Genomic DNA, 14146 nt, shown 5'->3' with positions numbered 1-14146 from the left:
TCAAATTTTGGGCTAGCAAATTTACGTCCCTCTAACTCAAATTTAGCCAAATTTAAACGCCCTAACCCTAAAATGCGTGCAGTAAATCAAAAAAAGGAAAATCATGAAAAGCGTTTATTTTTTACTTCTTGGCGCGCTCATCGGCGCGGAGCTAACCCTGGGCGCTCTGGTTGCGCCGACGATTTTTTATCCGCAGAGCATACTTGGCGAGGGCGTACTCACGCAGTTTCAAAGCGGCAAACTGATGGCTACGATATTTGTTAAATTTAACTACGCCTTGCTAGCCGTTAGCGTCCTGATCGGGCTTTTTGAGCTTGTTTCGTTTAGATCCAGCGTCAAATTCGCTGCTAAATTTAGCATGGGTATGCTCTGCGCGATAAATTTAGCCCTCGCGCTCTCGTTTGTGTTTTACTTCACGCCTTTCGTCATGGACGCGCAGGCTGCGGGCGAGGCGGCGACGCAGACGGCCGAGTTTGCTCAGATGCACGCGGCTAGCGAGTGGACGATGAAGCTGATGCTGTTTGCGCAGCTTGCTTTGTTTTTTATCAAATTTAAAACCGCCCAAAAATGAGCGCGAAGCCAGACATCCAAATTTTAACTGATTTTCTCTCTGACTACACGAGCGCGATGGTGAGTGCTGGCACCTATACCGCGCGCGTCGAAAAGTGCGTAGACCGCGTGGCTAGGCGCTACGGCTACGACGTTAGCGTGACGATTTTCGTGAAGTATTTTACCATTAGCGTCATGGACTCGGCCGACAACTCCCTGCGCCGAACCTACGTGAAAAAGATCCCGCTAGGGCAGGTGAGCTTTAACCGCATTTCCGAGCTTTCGTCGCTTAGCTGGCGGATCTTGGATGAAAATTTGAGCCTAGACGAGGCCAAAGAGCAGTTTGATGGCGTCATGCGCATAGGCGCAAATAAATTTGCTAGCTCGCTTATTTTGATCAGCCTTGCAAATGCGGCTTTTTGCAAGCTTTTTGGCGGCGATATGGGCTCGGTCGTATGCGTATTTTTCGCGACGCTCGTTGGCTATAGCCTCAAATTTGCGCTTGCTAAAATGGGCGTAAATTTAAAAATCCAGTACGTTTTGGTCTCGTTCGTGGTCTCTTTTATCGCCTATCTTGGCGTATTTTACGGCTTTACGCACACTAGCGACGTCGCGATCGGCTCGTCGATACTCTTTTTGATGCCGGGCGTTTTTCTCATAAACTCGGTCTTTGATATCATAAATGACAACACGCTAGTGGGCATCAGCAGAGCCGTGAGTACGGGCATCTTGATACTTTGCATCGCAGTGGGTGTCTATATCACGCTCTCGCTTAGCAGCGCGGAGATTTTACATGTTTGAGCTTTTGACCGATACGCTCATAGACGGCGCTTTTGCGGCGGTGGCGGGGCTTGGCTTTGCCTATGCTAGCTCTCCGCCTAAAAGGACTCTCGCATTTTGCGCGCTACTTGCGGCATTTGCGCACGCCAGCCGCTTTTGGATCATGCAGATGGGATTTTTTAACATCAGCGTCGCCACTCTCATAGTCTCTTTTTTAAGCGGAATTTTAGGTATGCTCTTTGCCAAACGGCTCAAAGTGCCGGCCGAGATCATCGCGTTTCCCGCGCTTTTGCCGATGGTGCCCGGAGTTTACGCGTATAAAGGCATTTTGGCGCTATTTTCATTTTTAAACGAGCCTGATATCGCTAAGAAAAATGAATACCTAATCATATTTTTCGATAACGCGATCACGACTACGACGGTCTCGCTAGCTCTTGGCGTGGGTGTTTCTGTGGTGCTTATTTTATTTTACGATCAGTCCTTGATGATTACTCGCGGCGCCAAATGCGATCTGGCGACAAAAAAGTCCAGCGAAAAGTAAAATTTGTGCGATATCTTTTAAGCGTCTTTAAATGAGCTAGAAAATTTTGCCCTGTGATAGACTACATGCCAGTCTTGGGATAAAATTTTCGTCGCAGCATTTAAATCTATCTTAAAATACTTCCGCTAATTATTTGTTAAAATTTAGCAATCCGTCAAATTTGGATAAAATTTAGCTCTTGAAACGGGGTTAAATTTGATAGCCTTTCTTATCTTTACCCTAAATTTTTTCTCAAATTTACCGATATAGTTTAAAACTCGTTTTAAAGGATTAATATGATAAACGCTCTTAACAACTATTCCGCTTTTTCTAGACAAAGTTTTTCCCTAAACGTAAATGTTAAGCATGGCTCAAAAACTGAGATTTTAAAACAAAATGAAATCTCGCAGCCGGATACGGTCGAGCACAAATTTAACGAAGTTTTAGGCTATAAAGTCGATGAGAACGGATATTTTACGTCCGAATTTAACGAAGCCGCAGGTATCCCAAAGGATTACAAAATCCACTCAGATACCTTAAAATCGCTCGTGAACGTAAATACTAACTCGGGCATTTTAAAAGCCGATTTTAAAAACATAGATATAGCCAAAACAGTCGGCAATGCATATAAAATTCTCTCCCAAGTAGTCGGTGAGGACGTTTTAAATTCCAAAGAAAGTTTTAACAAAGAAGACCTTGCCAAATTGCCTCAAGGATACGAATACGATAATAAAACGCTCAAGGTATTAAAGCTTCATAGCAAAATATCAGACTATATGGGAGCCGATAGTAGCTTTCAAAGAAATGAACGAACTAGCATAACGACTACTTTTTATAATAGCTCCACTATAGGTTACTACTCAGAGCATAAGAGCTTAAAACCATCTACCGACATATTAAACAGCAACAGTGGCGGCAAAGAGGATATAAACAGTGGTATGTATTTTGATACTACAAAAGACAAATATACCGATAAAGACGGCAATATAACCAAAGGCGGGCTTTTGGTCGGCATTTTAAACAAAAATAGTCACGCCATAGAAGGTGAAACCACCTATCACGGCAAGATTAACGGGCTAGATAAAAACATATCCTCACAAGAGTACCAAGCAAAAATTAAAGCCTTTACCGACTTGCATGGACATAAATACGATAAATACTCGCAATCTTTAGTGGATTCATTGCCTCAAGATTTAAAAGATTTCGTAGATTTTGCAAGGAGTTTAAAATTTGTCGGTGAGATAAACGTCAGTGACGACGGCAAAGAATCAAAAAGCCTCTTTGAGATAATGCAAGAGGATATGAAAGAGGCGCAAAAACGCCTAGAAAAGCTAATCGAGCAAGAAAAGCGAACGCAAAAGATGCTGGGTAAAAACAGAAAATACAACAAAGAGCTAAAGCAAAATACTAGAAAAAATTTAGAAGAACTTGAGACGATGATGAAATTTAGCGCTAAGAGCGTGGATATAAAGGCTTAAAAGGATTAATATGATAAGCGGCGTAAACGGACTTAACGCAAACGTAAATTATGATTTTAGTAGCTCTCATGGGCAAAATTTAAAGACGCATGAGGAAAAAGAGACGGCAAATCAAGCTTTAAATTTGACGATCGCACAGCCGAATTTAACAGCACATATTGATTATGACGCTCTTGATCCAGAAAAACTAGACCGAGATCAGCTCAAAATTTGGGCGGAAAATGTCGATCCAGGGAAGCTAACGGGTAAAAACTTAAGCAAATGGCTGGGAATAAAAATGGGGTTTGAAAAGTTTGAAGATAGCTGGCGTAAAGAGCTTGGTCTAAATCCAAACGAGCCGGTAGCCATAAGGAGGATATTTTCGCTAAGCGGCTACACTAAGGACGATAAAATCAGCGTCTGGGGCAAAATAAACGGACTTGATCCCAGTATCGACAAAGAAAAAGCTACCGAGCTAAAAAAATTTATAGACAGTACTAAAGCTTTAGCGGCGAACGAGGGGCTAGCTGGATATAAAAACTTAAACGTTGACGATGTTCGCACGGATTTGGGTGGCGTAGGAACCGGATTTATGCCGGGATTTGTTATGCTGCGAGAGGTCACCGACTTGCTCGACTCCGATATGGACATAGATAAATTTAAAGATAAATGGCTCGAATTTGCCGCCGAAAAGATACTGGGAGATCACGCAAGCGTCAAGATCTCACTCAAGGATGGAAAGCTAAATTTTGATCAAACGCCCGAAAAAGTCAGACTAAGGTCTCTTAATCAGTCGCTTGAAAAAAGAGTAAGTTACGCAGACGAAGCAACTAAAAAAGAGTTTTTAAATTTCTTAAAAGATGCGTTTAACAAAGGCGAGAGTATCGGAGATGTGCTGCAAAATATAGCTCTAAAAGAAAGTGCAGTAAGCGATCAAACTCCTAAAGAAACGCCCGAAGAGAATAAATTTAAACCTATCCAAGCCGTTAGCAAAAGCCAAACCTATGTTTATAAGGATATAAAGCGCGAGTTTTTCGAGAATTTCTTGACAGCTGAACGAGAAAAGGGGACGGATATAACTGAAATTTTAAATCAACTAGCAAAGCTAGGTAAATTTGATGTAAAAGCATAAAAGGAATTTAAATGGATATTCTGTTAAGAAACGGCTATGACGTAAATTTATCATTATTAAGACAAGGCCAAATGCAAGCTTCTGCATCTAGACTCGCCGGACAAGAGCTAGTCAAGGTGGGCAATGAGGCAATAAGTAAGGATGAATATATCAGTAGGCAATACGATCTTTTAGAAACGGCCAACGATATACTAATGCAAAATTCGCAAGCCTATCTATATAAAGGCGGAACTGATAATGTAAATGGATATTCTACCGGGTTTGGAGGATCAAGCGCTCATAGGGCAAGTCTGCCTATGTGGTCCAATATGGACAACTCGGATAGGGTTACTCAAGACGGATATAATGGATTTCAAGGACCGCAGGTGAATAACGGATATTGTTTTTCTATCGGTTTGCCAGATTCCGGGGCGCCCGTAATAGAAGAATTTGCCGGCGGCGGATATTTTAAAGGCAGCAAATCAAATACCATCCTAAGTCAAGACAGAAGCAATCTAAACGACTATGCAAGCGAAAATATACTAAAAACTAAATACGGCGACGTAGAGGTATTTTTAGATCTATACGGCGATAACGACAAGCTAGGTATCGGCAAATTTAGCTCAAATGCAATACTTTTTAACTTTGATAGCAACGGCGACGGAATTTTAAATAGCTCCGACAAGCTATTCTCAAAGCTCAAGGTCAGAGGATACGATAAGGACGGCAACGAAAAGATAGCAAATTTAAGCGACGTAACCAGCGGTATAGATCTGACGCAGTTTATTAAAAAAGATATAGATATAAACCATAGGCGGAAGCAAATAGAGGATCTAAATGCTAAACTGAAAGAAAAAGGCAAGACTCAAATCGACATCTCAAAGATCGATAATCGCATTTTTTACTACAAGGAAAACCCATACACCGTATTTGCACCAGAAAGCAGATACAAAAAGGCGGAAACTGATAGTATTAAGAACTTCTTTGATGCATACGCCGATAAAGACGGCTGGGTAGACCTAAGAAACAATAACGTATTTAATAAAAATAGCCTATTTAACAACTTTGCTTACGCTAAGGCTGGATTTGACGGCAACCTTAAGCTTAGTGAATTTAATCCGATCATATCAAGCAAAAAGACGAGCGACGACTTCTCGTATGAAAACTATCAAAGAGATAGTTTTATGAAATTTTATAGAGACTACGAAAAAGAATCCACCGCCCATGCAAAAGACGTAGAGTGGCTATCAAAAAATCTAAAAGAGTATAACGTAGAAAATGCGGACGAATATATAAGCAGGCTAAACGGTAGCAAGTCGTCATACATGATCGCCATGGAAAATGAATTCCAAAAGGCTACAAGGCTAGAATTTAGCCCAGAAAACTTAGAGAAAGTAAAAAGAGCCTTTGAGGCTAACCCGAATAAAGCGGCCTTAATGATGAGCGACAGCGATAGCGTAATAGCTATGAAGCTAAACGATAACGGATCTATAACCTTAAAATTTGATAGCGGTAGAGAGATAGAGGTAACAGAGCTATACTCAGATACTGGTAAGCTTTTAGGAGATAAAACCAGAAGGGCAAGCCTAAATTTAGAAACTAAAGCCATGAGCGACATCGAGCTTGGCTCTATAAGCTTTAATAATATAGGCATCCTAGATACCGACGGTAAATATAAGACGCTCCAGGAAATAGGAGCTAGCGCTATAAAATCCTTTTCTACTAAGCATGGAAAACAGTTTTTGATATATCTGGGGGATAATAAAACCTTAACGGCGAAGGATCTATACAATATTTCGTTTTTAAATAACGAGCTTGGCGATGGTATAGAAGTAAGCAAGAGGGGTAAATTTTACAGAAAGCTTGACTTAAGAGCGTGATTAAATTTTGACGGCGACGCTTTTATAATCAATCTTTTAAGAAAAACGGGTAAAATTCGTGAGACTTTAAGCATAAAGGCAAGCGATGAAAATACGAATCTACTACGAAGATACCGACGCGGGTGGTATAGTCTATCACGCAAACTATATAAAATACTGCGAAAGGGCGCGCAGTGAGATGTTTTTCGGCTCAAATGTTAAGCCTTTTAGCAAGGACGGGCATTTCGTCGTGAGCGAGATTCGGGCGAAATTTAAAAAACCGGCCGTTCTTGGCGATCTGCTCGAGGTAAAAACGAGCGTGACGAACCTAAAAAAAGCCTCCGCACTCATAAATCAGAAAATTTATAAAATCGCAAATTTAAGCGGCGAATGCCAGCCTGAGCTCGTCTTTGAAGCGGACGTCGAGGTTGCGTTTGTTAGCAACATGAAGCCCGCTAAGATGAGCGAGGAGATAGTGGATTTTCTCTCCTCTTATTGCTCGTAAAAGCCGTATTCGCCGGCTTTTAAAACCTTTGTATCGTATATGACCTGCGAGTCCTCGACGCTCTCGCTAAAAAGCCTCTGCGCGCCGCGGTTTAGGTAGGTCGCGTAGATGTAGTCAAGCCCGGCGCTAGCGGAGTAACCAACCCAGTTAAAGTTTAAATTTTGCCCCAAAATTTCGTTGTTTGAGTCCAGCGCGCCGTCAGTTTTGGAGATCGAGTTTGCTATGTAGAGCTTTTCTCTATCTTGCGGTTGCATGAGTTTAAAGATGCTCGGCGCATAGTTGATCTGCGTGCTTAAAAGGGCGTTAAATTTGACGTCGTAAAGGCGCATTTGGGAGCTCACCATCGAAGCTTTTACTAGCGGAACGTTTAGGAAAACGGTCGCGCCGCTTAGCCTTGAGTTGCCAGATAGCATCGGCTTTAGATCGGTCGCGCCGCTTTCGATCTCGTTTTCGTAGGCTAGCCCGCCGCTAAGCTCGTCCGCATAGCGATTTAGCGCCGCTCCTAGCGCGCTGCCGTCAGAAAACGCCGCGACTTGGCCGTTTGAGAAATTTAGCAGCTTTTCAACCTGCCCTTTGTAGTCTATACCGCCAAATATCAGATTCTCCTGCGGCGAATCAACGCTAGAGATGTGCAGAGTCGGCACAAAAGCCGTCATGGACGGATCTAAAACCTCGTTTAGATATTTTGCGCCCACAGGCGTAAACGGCGCGATGATATATGCGATGTTTTCGCCTCTAGCGCGAGATATAGCGCCGTCGATAGCGCTTGGGGCTTCGTTGCCGATGTTGTAAAATTTAACGTCGATGGCGGCATTTTGCCTTATGGCGTAGGCGATAACCGCGTTTGAAACGACGCCGGCGTAGCTTTTTATGCTATCTTGCGGGATGATGACGGCGATCTTAAATTCGGCGTTTGAGCTTGGCGTCAGGCTCTCGGTGCCGGCGTTTACGTATGAGCCGTTTAGTGCGTTAAAGGCTTGTAAAATTTCTTGATTGGAGCTACCTTCATAGCGAGCTAAAAAACTGTGCAAAAGACCTTCTCTAACGAGTTCTAGTAAACATGCGTCGCTGCATTTAACGGGTTCTAAATTTATATAAATTTCGCTCGCAGGTGGGATATCGGAGGGTTTGTCGCTCCTGGCAAATAGCGCTGAACAGATCAATAAAACGGTTAAAATTTTTCTCATAGGTACTCTTTTATCTTTTTTAGATCGCTGAAAAACAGCTCTTTTTTACTTGGATTTTTCGCTACGACGGTCGGCGAATAGGTCGCCAGCAAGGCCGAGTGCTTAAATTTCATTATGTTTCCCCTTATGGTTTCAAAGCTTTGCGCGCTTTGTTTTATCATTTTGTAAAAAACCTCTTCGCCAAGCGCTACGATGAGCTTTGGCGCGACTAGGCGGGCTTCCGCGCTAAAATACGGCTCGCAAAGCTCGTAAGCGTTTGTCGGAACTTTGGCGGCGGGTTTGCATTTTAGCAGGCTCGTGACGTAAATTTCGTCCTTTTTAAGCCCCGCTAGCTCGTTTAAATTTTGCAAAAATTTATCGTCGCCGGCTAGAAACTCTCCGCTCGCATCCTCGGCGGTGTTTGGCGCGTCAAATACGAAAACTACTTTGGCGCTTTTATCGCCAAGGCCCGTTAGAGCGTGATTTGCGCTCTTGCAAAGGTCGCATAGATTGCACTCTTTGATGCTTGCGTTTAGCTCAGCAAGACTTCTCGGCAAGGCCGCGAGCGAAGGCGAAAAATCGGCAAACTTATATCCGAACGCCCTAAGATAGTAAAGTTCTCTTAAAATTTCGTTTGCGTAACTCATCGCGCGATAATATCCAAAAGGGCGTTAAAAACAGATAAATCAAAGCGCGAGTTTGCTTAAATTTTCGCCGTTCAGGCGGTAGTTTCGCCACTGCTCGGACTGGTTTTTCGCGCCCATTTTTTCGTAAAATTTGATGCCGGGCTCGTTCCAGTGCAGGCACGCCCACTCGAGGCGTTGCAGATTTTCATCCTTGCAAATTTGAGCTAGATGCCTAAAAAACTCTTTTCCTATGCCTTTGTTGCGATACTCTTTTTGGACGTACAAATCCTCCAAATACATCCCGCCAAGTCCCAAAAACGTGGAAAAGGTGTAAAAATATATCGCGTAGGCGACGATTTTGCCCTCGCTTTCGCAGACTAAAATCCTGGCATAGTCTTTCTCAAAAACAGACTCCGCAAAAATTTCGGGCGTAAATTTTACTTCATCGCACATTTTTTCGTACGCGGCCAGCTCTTTAACCAGCTCGCAAACGGCCGGGACGTCGGCTCTGGATGCTTTTCTAATAACGTAAGGCAAATTTGCTCCTAAATTTTAATAAGCGATTATATTTTTATTATTTTAAAACGAAGTTTAAAAATTTATTAAAAGGATTTTAAGCGATTTGTTGATAAAATCACCGACTTATATCAAAATCACCATAAGGAAAAATTTATGAAAAGAACATACCAACCTCATAAAACCCCTAGAAAACGCACTCATGGGTTTCGCGTCCGCATGAAAACTAAAAACGGCCGCAAAGTGCTAAACGCAAGACGCGCAAAAGGCAGAGCAAGATTGGCCGTTTAAGCAAATTTAGCCCTATAAGCAGCCAAAAGGAGTTTTCAAGCGTCTACAAAGAGGCCATCAAATGGCACTGCGAGGAGGCGATAGTCTTTTTTAAGCCTTGCAATGAAAACAAATTAGCCGTCGTAGCTAGCAAAAAGGTAGGCAAAGCCGTCGTTCGCAACCGATGTAAAAGACTTTTGCGAGCGGTCGTCGTCGAGATTTCAAATGAGCTTGCGGACGGCATTTACGTGATAGTCGTTAAAAACGGGCTAGAGAAAAGCTCGTTTTTAAAGCTCAAAAAAAATATCTCTTGGGCTATGAAAAAACTCGGATGTATAAAATCAGGCATATGAAAATGATAAAACAAGCTATTTTATTTTTGATAAAAGCATATCAAGATTATATCTCCAAATTTACTCCGAAGTCTTGCAGATACTATCCCTCATGCTCGGAATTTGCCGTTTGGCAGTTCAAATTTAACGGCTTTTTCTCGGCGCTCTTTGCGGTTATTTTTAGAATTCTACGCTGTAATCAACTCTTTAAGGGCGGCATCGACTACCCCGTCATCAGTAAAAATTTCAACTCTTTTTTTATATCCAATCAAAATTTAAAATCACATATCGCATTTTGGTTCGTCCCGTATAAAAAAAATAAATTCTATGTTATTAAAAATTTAGACTTTCAAAAGGAAAAATAGTGTTAGACAATATGTCAGTTCAAAAACGCGTGTTATTAGCGACCGTTTTATCTTTTATCTTTTTTATCGCTTACGATTATTTTTTTATTCCTAAAAATTTGCCGACAGATCAAAACCAAACCGTAGCTGTGCAGCAATCAAGCCAAGCAAACGCCGCTCCGAGCGCAAATACCGCATCGGCTACTGGCGCTCCGCAGGCTGTAACTACGCAAAGTCGCGAGATCGCCGTGATAAAGGGCGAGCACTTTGAGGCGCGTATCGACGAGCTAGGCAGAATTTCTAAATTTTATCTAAACGACGAAAAATATAAAAACGCTGAAGGCAATCGCATCGAGCTAGCAGGCGCTCAGCCGCTACCGCTTGAAGTACGCTTTAGCGACAAAGCTTTAAATGAGCAAGCTTTTAAAGTGGCTTACACGAGCGACGTTGGCGAGATAAATTTGGCCAGCGAGCCAAAAAGCATAGTTTTAACGCAAAATTTGGAAGGCTCTAGCGTAACCAAGAAAATCACGTTTTATCCAAACGGAAGCTATGATCTAGACCTTAGCGTGAGCGCGGGCGAATACTACGTGACTCCAGGCTTTCGTCCAAGCGTCGCTATCGACAGCTACACCGTCCACGGTGCGCTACTTAAGCATAATGATGGCAAGCTAACTATCATCGAGGACGGCGACGTAGACGCGACCGAGAGCTTTAATAACGTAAACATAGCCGCGGCTAGCGACAGATACTACACGGCTTTATTTTTTAAATTTGACGGACTTTTAAATCCCGTAGTTTCAAAAGACGGCGCGGGCAATGCGGTGATATTCGTAAAAGGCGAGCAAAATTTTAAAGCCAAAGGCTACATTGGCGCTAAAGACCACGCGACTTTAAGCCAGATAAACGAGGAGCTCGTGGACGTCATAGAGTACGGCTGGTTTACCTTTATCGCAAAACCGATGTTTGCGTTTTTAAATTGGCTTTACGGTTACATCGGTAACTGGGGCTGGGCGATCGTCGTACTAACGCTGACTGTTAGGATTGCGCTTTCCTGGTTCACTTACAAGGGTATGTTATCAATGAATAAGCTCAAAGATCTAGCGCCGAAGGTAAAAGAGCTGCAAGCCAAATACAAAGGCGATCCGCAAAAGCTAAATATGCACATGATGGAGCTATATAAGAAAAACGGCGCGAATCCTATGGGCGGCTGCTTGCCGATACTTATGCAGATTCCGATTTTCTTTGCGATTTACCGCGTACTACTAAACGCGATCGAGCTAAAAGCGGCGCCGTGGATACTCTGGATACACGACCTTTCGGTGATGGATCCGTATTTTGTACTGCCTATTTTGATGGGTGCGACAATGTTTCTTCAGCAAAAGCTCACGCCGACCACGTTTAGCGACCCGATGCAAGAAAAGATAATGAAATTTTTACCGCTTATCTTTACGTTTTTCTTCGTGACTTTCCCTGCGGGACTTACGCTTTACTGGTTTGTAAACAACGTTTGTTCGGTCATCCAGCAAGTTTTCGTAAACAAGCTCTTTGAAAAGCATAAAAAAGCGGAGGTAAAGGCCTAATGCGAATAGAAGCCGAAAATTTACAAGAGGCTTTTCAAAAGGCCGCCGAGGAGCTAAACTGCTCTGTCACGGAGCTTGATATCAAAATTTTACAAAATCCGAACTCCGGTTTTTTGGGTTTTTTCAAAAAAACGGCGATCATCGAGGCAGTAAAAGAGGGCGCGCACAAGGAAGCAAAAAAAGCCCCTCAAGCCGCTCGCGAAAACGGTCATAAAGAAAACGGCGGCGAGAAAAAGAAGGAATTTAAGAAAAAAGAGAGCTCCGGCGAAGAGCAAAATCACAAAAGCGAAAAGAAAAAAAATCATAAAAATCGCCACGAACATCACAAAAATCATGCGTCAAAGCAAAACGAAATGTGTGCGACAAACGAGCCTAAAGTCGAAGAAGCACAACCGCAAAAAGAGCCCCAGGTAAAAGAAAAAGAGCAGCACAAAAAAGAACAATCTAAAAAAGATAGCGGCAAAAGTATCCTCGATCACTCGATCATCGATACCTTTAACAAAAACGACTTTTACGAAGGCGATGAAAAAACCGCAGCTAGCGAAAATTTGGGCTCGCAAGTTTCCACTGGCGAGGCAAATTTGACGCAAGCCGCGCCAAATTTAGCTAAAAAAGAAAAACAAGACTCCCGAGCCGATCGAGCGCAGGCTCAAAAACAAAAAGATCAAAAACCAAAAGCCGACATCGATAAAGTATTGCCTGAGATAAAGCAGGGCGTAGAGAAGCTTTTTGGCGGAAATTTCTTTACTATAAACAAGATAGACGTGCGTAAATTTGACGACGAGACCGTGATAGTCGAGCTTGACGGCGAGGATGCGGCGCTACTCATCGGCAAGGAGGGCTATCGCTACAAGGCGATCTCATATCTGCTCTATAACTGGATCAGCTCGAAATACGGCCTTGCGGTGCGCCTTGAGATCGCTCAGTTTTTGCAAAATCAAGAAGCCGCGATCGATCAGTATCTAAAGGGAATAATCGAGCGCGTGGAGGAAACGGGCAAGGCTAAAACCAAGTCTTTAGACGGCGTTTTGGTTAAGATCGCTCTTGAAAAGCTGCGCGAAAAATTCCCCGACAAATATGTAAGCGTAAAGTCAAATAGCGACGGGCAGTTCGTAGTCGTGAACGACTTTATCAAAAAATGAACGAGACCATAGCCGCCGTCGCCACCGCACACGGCGTAGGCTCGATCTCCATCATCAGGCTAAGTGGCTCAGGCGCCCTTGGCCTGGCCCTAAAACTCACCAAAATCACCTCTCTTATCCCGCGTTATGCTACTCTAACTAAAATTTACGCCGAAGGCGAGCTCATCGACGAAGCCTTGCTTATTTACTTTAAGGCCCCACACAGCTTCACGGGCGAGGACGTGGTGGAGTTTCAGCTCCACGGCGGACTAGTGGTGGCAAATTTGATCTTGGGCGAGCTTATAAAAAACGGCGCTAGACTCGCGCGCGCAGGAGAGTTTAGCAAGCGAGCACTCATAAACGGCAAGATGGATTTTAGCAAGATCGAGGCGATAAACTCGCTCATAAACGCAAAAAGCGAGGATAGCGTCAAAATCATCGCTCGCACGATGAGAGGCGATCTGGCTAAATTTGCGAATGAAATCCGCTCCGAACTCGTAAAAACTCTGGCATTTGTGGAGACTAGCATCGACTACGCCGACGATGATCTGCCCGCCGACTTGCTAGAGAGCATTAGCCAAATGCTAAAGCAAAACAGCGCCAAACTAGATAAAATCGTCGCCATAAGTCAGAGTAGAAAAGGGCTGCTCGAGGGCTTTAAAATAGCTATAGTAGGCAAGCCAAACGTCGGCAAAAGCTCGATCTTAAACTCGCTTTTATCCTACGAGCGTGCGATCATCAGCGACGAAGCGGGCACGACTAGAGACAGTATCGAAGAAGCCCTAAAAATCGGCACTCACCTCGTGCGCATCATCGACACGGCAGGCATCCGCAAAAACGCGGGCAAGATCGAGCAGATCGGCATTTCGTATTCGCTACGAGCTATCAAGGAGGCCGACGTCATCCTGGCTATTTTTGACGCATCGCAGGAGGCCGACGAGCAGGATAACGAGATCCTGGAGCTTTTAAAAAGGTCGCAAAAAAAGATTTTTTACGTTCTAAATAAATGCGACCTCGGCGTTAAATTTATAAGCCCCGAAAATCCGATAAAAATCTGCGCAAAGCAAGGAACGGACGAGATAATAAGCAATCTAAAAACCTATCTCGACGCGCAGGAGACGAGCGAGATACTACTAAATTCCACTCGTCAAATTTCAAGCTGCGAGGCAGCGAGCGAGGCGATAAAAAGAGCGTTAAATTTGCTAGCGGGGTCCGAGCTTGAGCTTTTTGCTTATGAGCTAAACACGGCAATAGAGCAAATCTCGTCAATCACGAAGCCGTTTGAGAGAAGTGAAATTTTAGACGAAATGTTTAGCAACTTTTGCCTCGGCAAATAACGAAATTTACTCCGTAAAAAAGGAAAAAAATAGTGAAAAAATCTTATCTATAGCTGCTCTAGCTGCGTTG

At 43.4% G+C, this 14146-nt stretch carries 16 protein-coding genes; 13 read left to right on the top strand and 3 right to left on the bottom strand.

The features are described 5' to 3' along the window. Positions 1-103 precede the first annotated feature (103 nt). From CSHOW_RS06045 to CSHOW_RS06015, 7 genes are all read left to right on the top strand, one after another. Complete coding sequence (locus CSHOW_RS06045; RefSeq protein ID WP_002946809.1) at positions 104-571, top strand: DUF4149 domain-containing protein; 468 nt, start codon at positions 104-106, stop codon at positions 569-571. Then, complete coding sequence (locus tag CSHOW_RS06040; protein ID WP_002946810.1) at positions 568-1350, top strand: threonine/serine exporter family protein; 783 nt, start codon at positions 568-570, stop codon at positions 1348-1350. The genes CSHOW_RS06045 and CSHOW_RS06040 overlap by 4 nt, the downstream gene beginning before the upstream one ends. Next, positions 1343-1870: a threonine/serine exporter family protein gene (locus CSHOW_RS06035; RefSeq protein ID WP_002946811.1), complete on the top strand. Its 528-nt coding sequence runs from the start codon at positions 1343-1345 to the stop codon at positions 1868-1870. Before CSHOW_RS06040 ends, CSHOW_RS06035 begins: the two co-directional genes overlap by 8 nt. A 275-nt stretch (positions 1871-2145) precedes the next feature. Continuing rightward, entirely contained in the window at positions 2146-3327 is a 1182-nt protein-coding gene (locus CSHOW_RS06030) for a Cj0814 family flagellar-dependent secreted protein (RefSeq protein WP_002946818.1), read from the top strand. Positions 3328-3337: 10 nt separating this feature from the next. Continuing rightward, entirely contained in the window at positions 3338-4438 is a 1101-nt protein-coding gene (locus CSHOW_RS06025; RefSeq protein WP_002946819.1) for a hypothetical protein, read from the top strand. 11 nt (positions 4439-4449) lie between these two features. Further along, complete coding sequence (locus CSHOW_RS06020) at positions 4450-6297, top strand: response regulator (RefSeq protein ID WP_100066920.1); 1848 nt, start codon at positions 4450-4452, stop codon at positions 6295-6297. A gap of 85 nt (positions 6298-6382) precedes the next feature. Further along, on the top strand, positions 6383-6781 hold the full coding sequence (locus CSHOW_RS06015) for a YbgC/FadM family acyl-CoA thioesterase (RefSeq protein ID WP_002946821.1): 399 nt from the start codon (positions 6383-6385) through the stop codon (positions 6779-6781). Here CSHOW_RS06015 and CSHOW_RS06010 read toward each other — a convergent pair. From CSHOW_RS06010 to CSHOW_RS06000, 3 genes are read right to left on the bottom strand one after another with little or no spacing between them, the layout of a single operon-like run. Next, a complete protein-coding gene (locus tag CSHOW_RS06010) occupies positions 6769-7968 on the bottom strand; it encodes a hypothetical protein (RefSeq protein WP_002946822.1) in 1200 nt (399 codons plus the stop codon). The genes CSHOW_RS06015 and CSHOW_RS06010 overlap by 13 nt on opposite strands. Then, positions 7965-8594, bottom strand: a complete 630-nt coding sequence (locus CSHOW_RS06005) for a uracil-DNA glycosylase (protein ID WP_002946824.1) — start codon at positions 8592-8594, stop codon at positions 7965-7967. Before CSHOW_RS06005 ends, CSHOW_RS06010 begins: the two co-directional genes overlap by 4 nt. Before the next feature lie 39 nt (positions 8595-8633). Further along, positions 8634-9110 carry a GNAT family N-acetyltransferase gene (locus CSHOW_RS06000; protein ID WP_002946825.1) on the bottom strand — a complete coding sequence of 159 codons (477 nt, stop codon included), beginning with the start codon at positions 9108-9110 and terminating at the stop codon, positions 8634-8636. A 135-nt stretch (positions 9111-9245) separates the two neighbouring features. On the opposite strand from CSHOW_RS06000, the gene rpmH reads away from it, so the two are divergent. The 6 genes from rpmH to mnmE are packed head-to-tail and all read left to right on the top strand — an operon-like array spanning position 9246 to position 14076. Continuing rightward, positions 9246-9380 carry a 50S ribosomal protein L34 gene (rpmH, locus tag CSHOW_RS05995; protein ID WP_002946826.1) on the top strand — a complete coding sequence of 45 codons (135 nt, stop codon included), beginning with the start codon at positions 9246-9248 and terminating at the stop codon, positions 9378-9380. Further along, positions 9368-9712, top strand: coding sequence for a ribonuclease P protein component (gene rnpA / locus CSHOW_RS05990; RefSeq protein ID WP_415874023.1), 345 nt, complete (start codon positions 9368-9370; stop codon positions 9710-9712). The genes rpmH and rnpA overlap by 13 nt, the downstream gene beginning before the upstream one ends. 2 nt (positions 9713-9714) lie before the next feature. Beyond that, the gene (yidD, locus tag CSHOW_RS05985; RefSeq protein WP_002946838.1) at positions 9715-10056 is read left to right on the top strand and encodes a membrane protein insertion efficiency factor YidD; all 342 of its coding nucleotides are present in this window, start codon (positions 9715-9717) and stop codon (positions 10054-10056) included. Between the two features lie 11 nt (positions 10057-10067). Continuing rightward, positions 10068-11618, top strand: coding sequence for a membrane protein insertase YidC (gene yidC / locus CSHOW_RS05980; protein WP_039895096.1), 1551 nt, complete (start codon positions 10068-10070; stop codon positions 11616-11618). Continuing rightward, positions 11618-12760 carry a Jag N-terminal domain-containing protein gene (locus CSHOW_RS05975; protein ID WP_002946845.1) on the top strand — a complete coding sequence of 381 codons (1143 nt, stop codon included), beginning with the start codon at positions 11618-11620 and terminating at the stop codon, positions 12758-12760. The genes yidC and CSHOW_RS05975 overlap by 1 nt, the downstream gene beginning before the upstream one ends. Continuing rightward, on the top strand, positions 12757-14076 hold the full coding sequence (gene mnmE, locus CSHOW_RS05970; protein ID WP_002946846.1) for a tRNA uridine-5-carboxymethylaminomethyl(34) synthesis GTPase MnmE: 1320 nt from the start codon (positions 12757-12759) through the stop codon (positions 14074-14076). Before CSHOW_RS05975 ends, mnmE begins: the two co-directional genes overlap by 4 nt. Positions 14077-14146 lie beyond the last annotated feature (70 nt).

The sequence above is a fragment of the Campylobacter showae genome (genome assembly GCF_004803815.1).
GTDB lineage: Bacteria > Campylobacterota > Campylobacteria > Campylobacterales > Campylobacteraceae > Campylobacter_A > Campylobacter_A showae.
This window is presented reverse-complemented; position numbering and strand designations above follow the sequence as displayed.

Bases quoted from the DNA above. Each gene is read 5' to 3' on its own strand.
- mnmE (WP_002946846.1), top strand. From the start codon at position 12,757: ATGAACGAGACCATAGCCGCCGTCGCCACCGCACACGGCGTAGGCTCG.
- CSHOW_RS06020 (WP_100066920.1), top strand. From the start codon at position 4,450: ATGGATATTCTGTTAAGAAACGGCTATGACGTAAATTTATCATTATTA.
- rpmH (WP_002946826.1), top strand. From the start codon at position 9,246: ATGAAAAGAACATACCAACCTCATAAAACCCCTAGAAAACGCACTCAT.
- yidC (WP_039895096.1), top strand. From the start codon at position 10,068: ATGTCAGTTCAAAAACGCGTGTTATTAGCGACCGTTTTATCTTTTATC.
- yidD (WP_002946838.1), top strand. From the start codon at position 9,715: ATGATAAAACAAGCTATTTTATTTTTGATAAAAGCATATCAAGATTAT.
- CSHOW_RS05975 (WP_002946845.1), top strand. From the start codon at position 11,618: ATGCGAATAGAAGCCGAAAATTTACAAGAGGCTTTTCAAAAGGCCGCC.
- CSHOW_RS06025 (WP_002946819.1), top strand. From the start codon at position 3,338: ATGATAAGCGGCGTAAACGGACTTAACGCAAACGTAAATTATGATTTT.
- CSHOW_RS06040 (WP_002946810.1), top strand. From the start codon at position 568: ATGAGCGCGAAGCCAGACATCCAAATTTTAACTGATTTTCTCTCTGAC.
- CSHOW_RS06045 (WP_002946809.1), top strand. From the start codon at position 104: ATGAAAAGCGTTTATTTTTTACTTCTTGGCGCGCTCATCGGCGCGGAG.
- CSHOW_RS06010 (WP_002946822.1), bottom strand. From the start codon at position 7,968: ATGAGAAAAATTTTAACCGTTTTATTGATCTGTTCAGCGCTATTTGCC.
- CSHOW_RS06005 (WP_002946824.1), bottom strand. From the start codon at position 8,594: ATGAGTTACGCAAACGAAATTTTAAGAGAACTTTACTATCTTAGGGCG.
- CSHOW_RS06015 (WP_002946821.1), top strand. From the start codon at position 6,383: ATGAAAATACGAATCTACTACGAAGATACCGACGCGGGTGGTATAGTC.
- CSHOW_RS06030 (WP_002946818.1), top strand. From the start codon at position 2,146: ATGATAAACGCTCTTAACAACTATTCCGCTTTTTCTAGACAAAGTTTT.
- CSHOW_RS06035 (WP_002946811.1), top strand. From the start codon at position 1,343: ATGTTTGAGCTTTTGACCGATACGCTCATAGACGGCGCTTTTGCGGCG.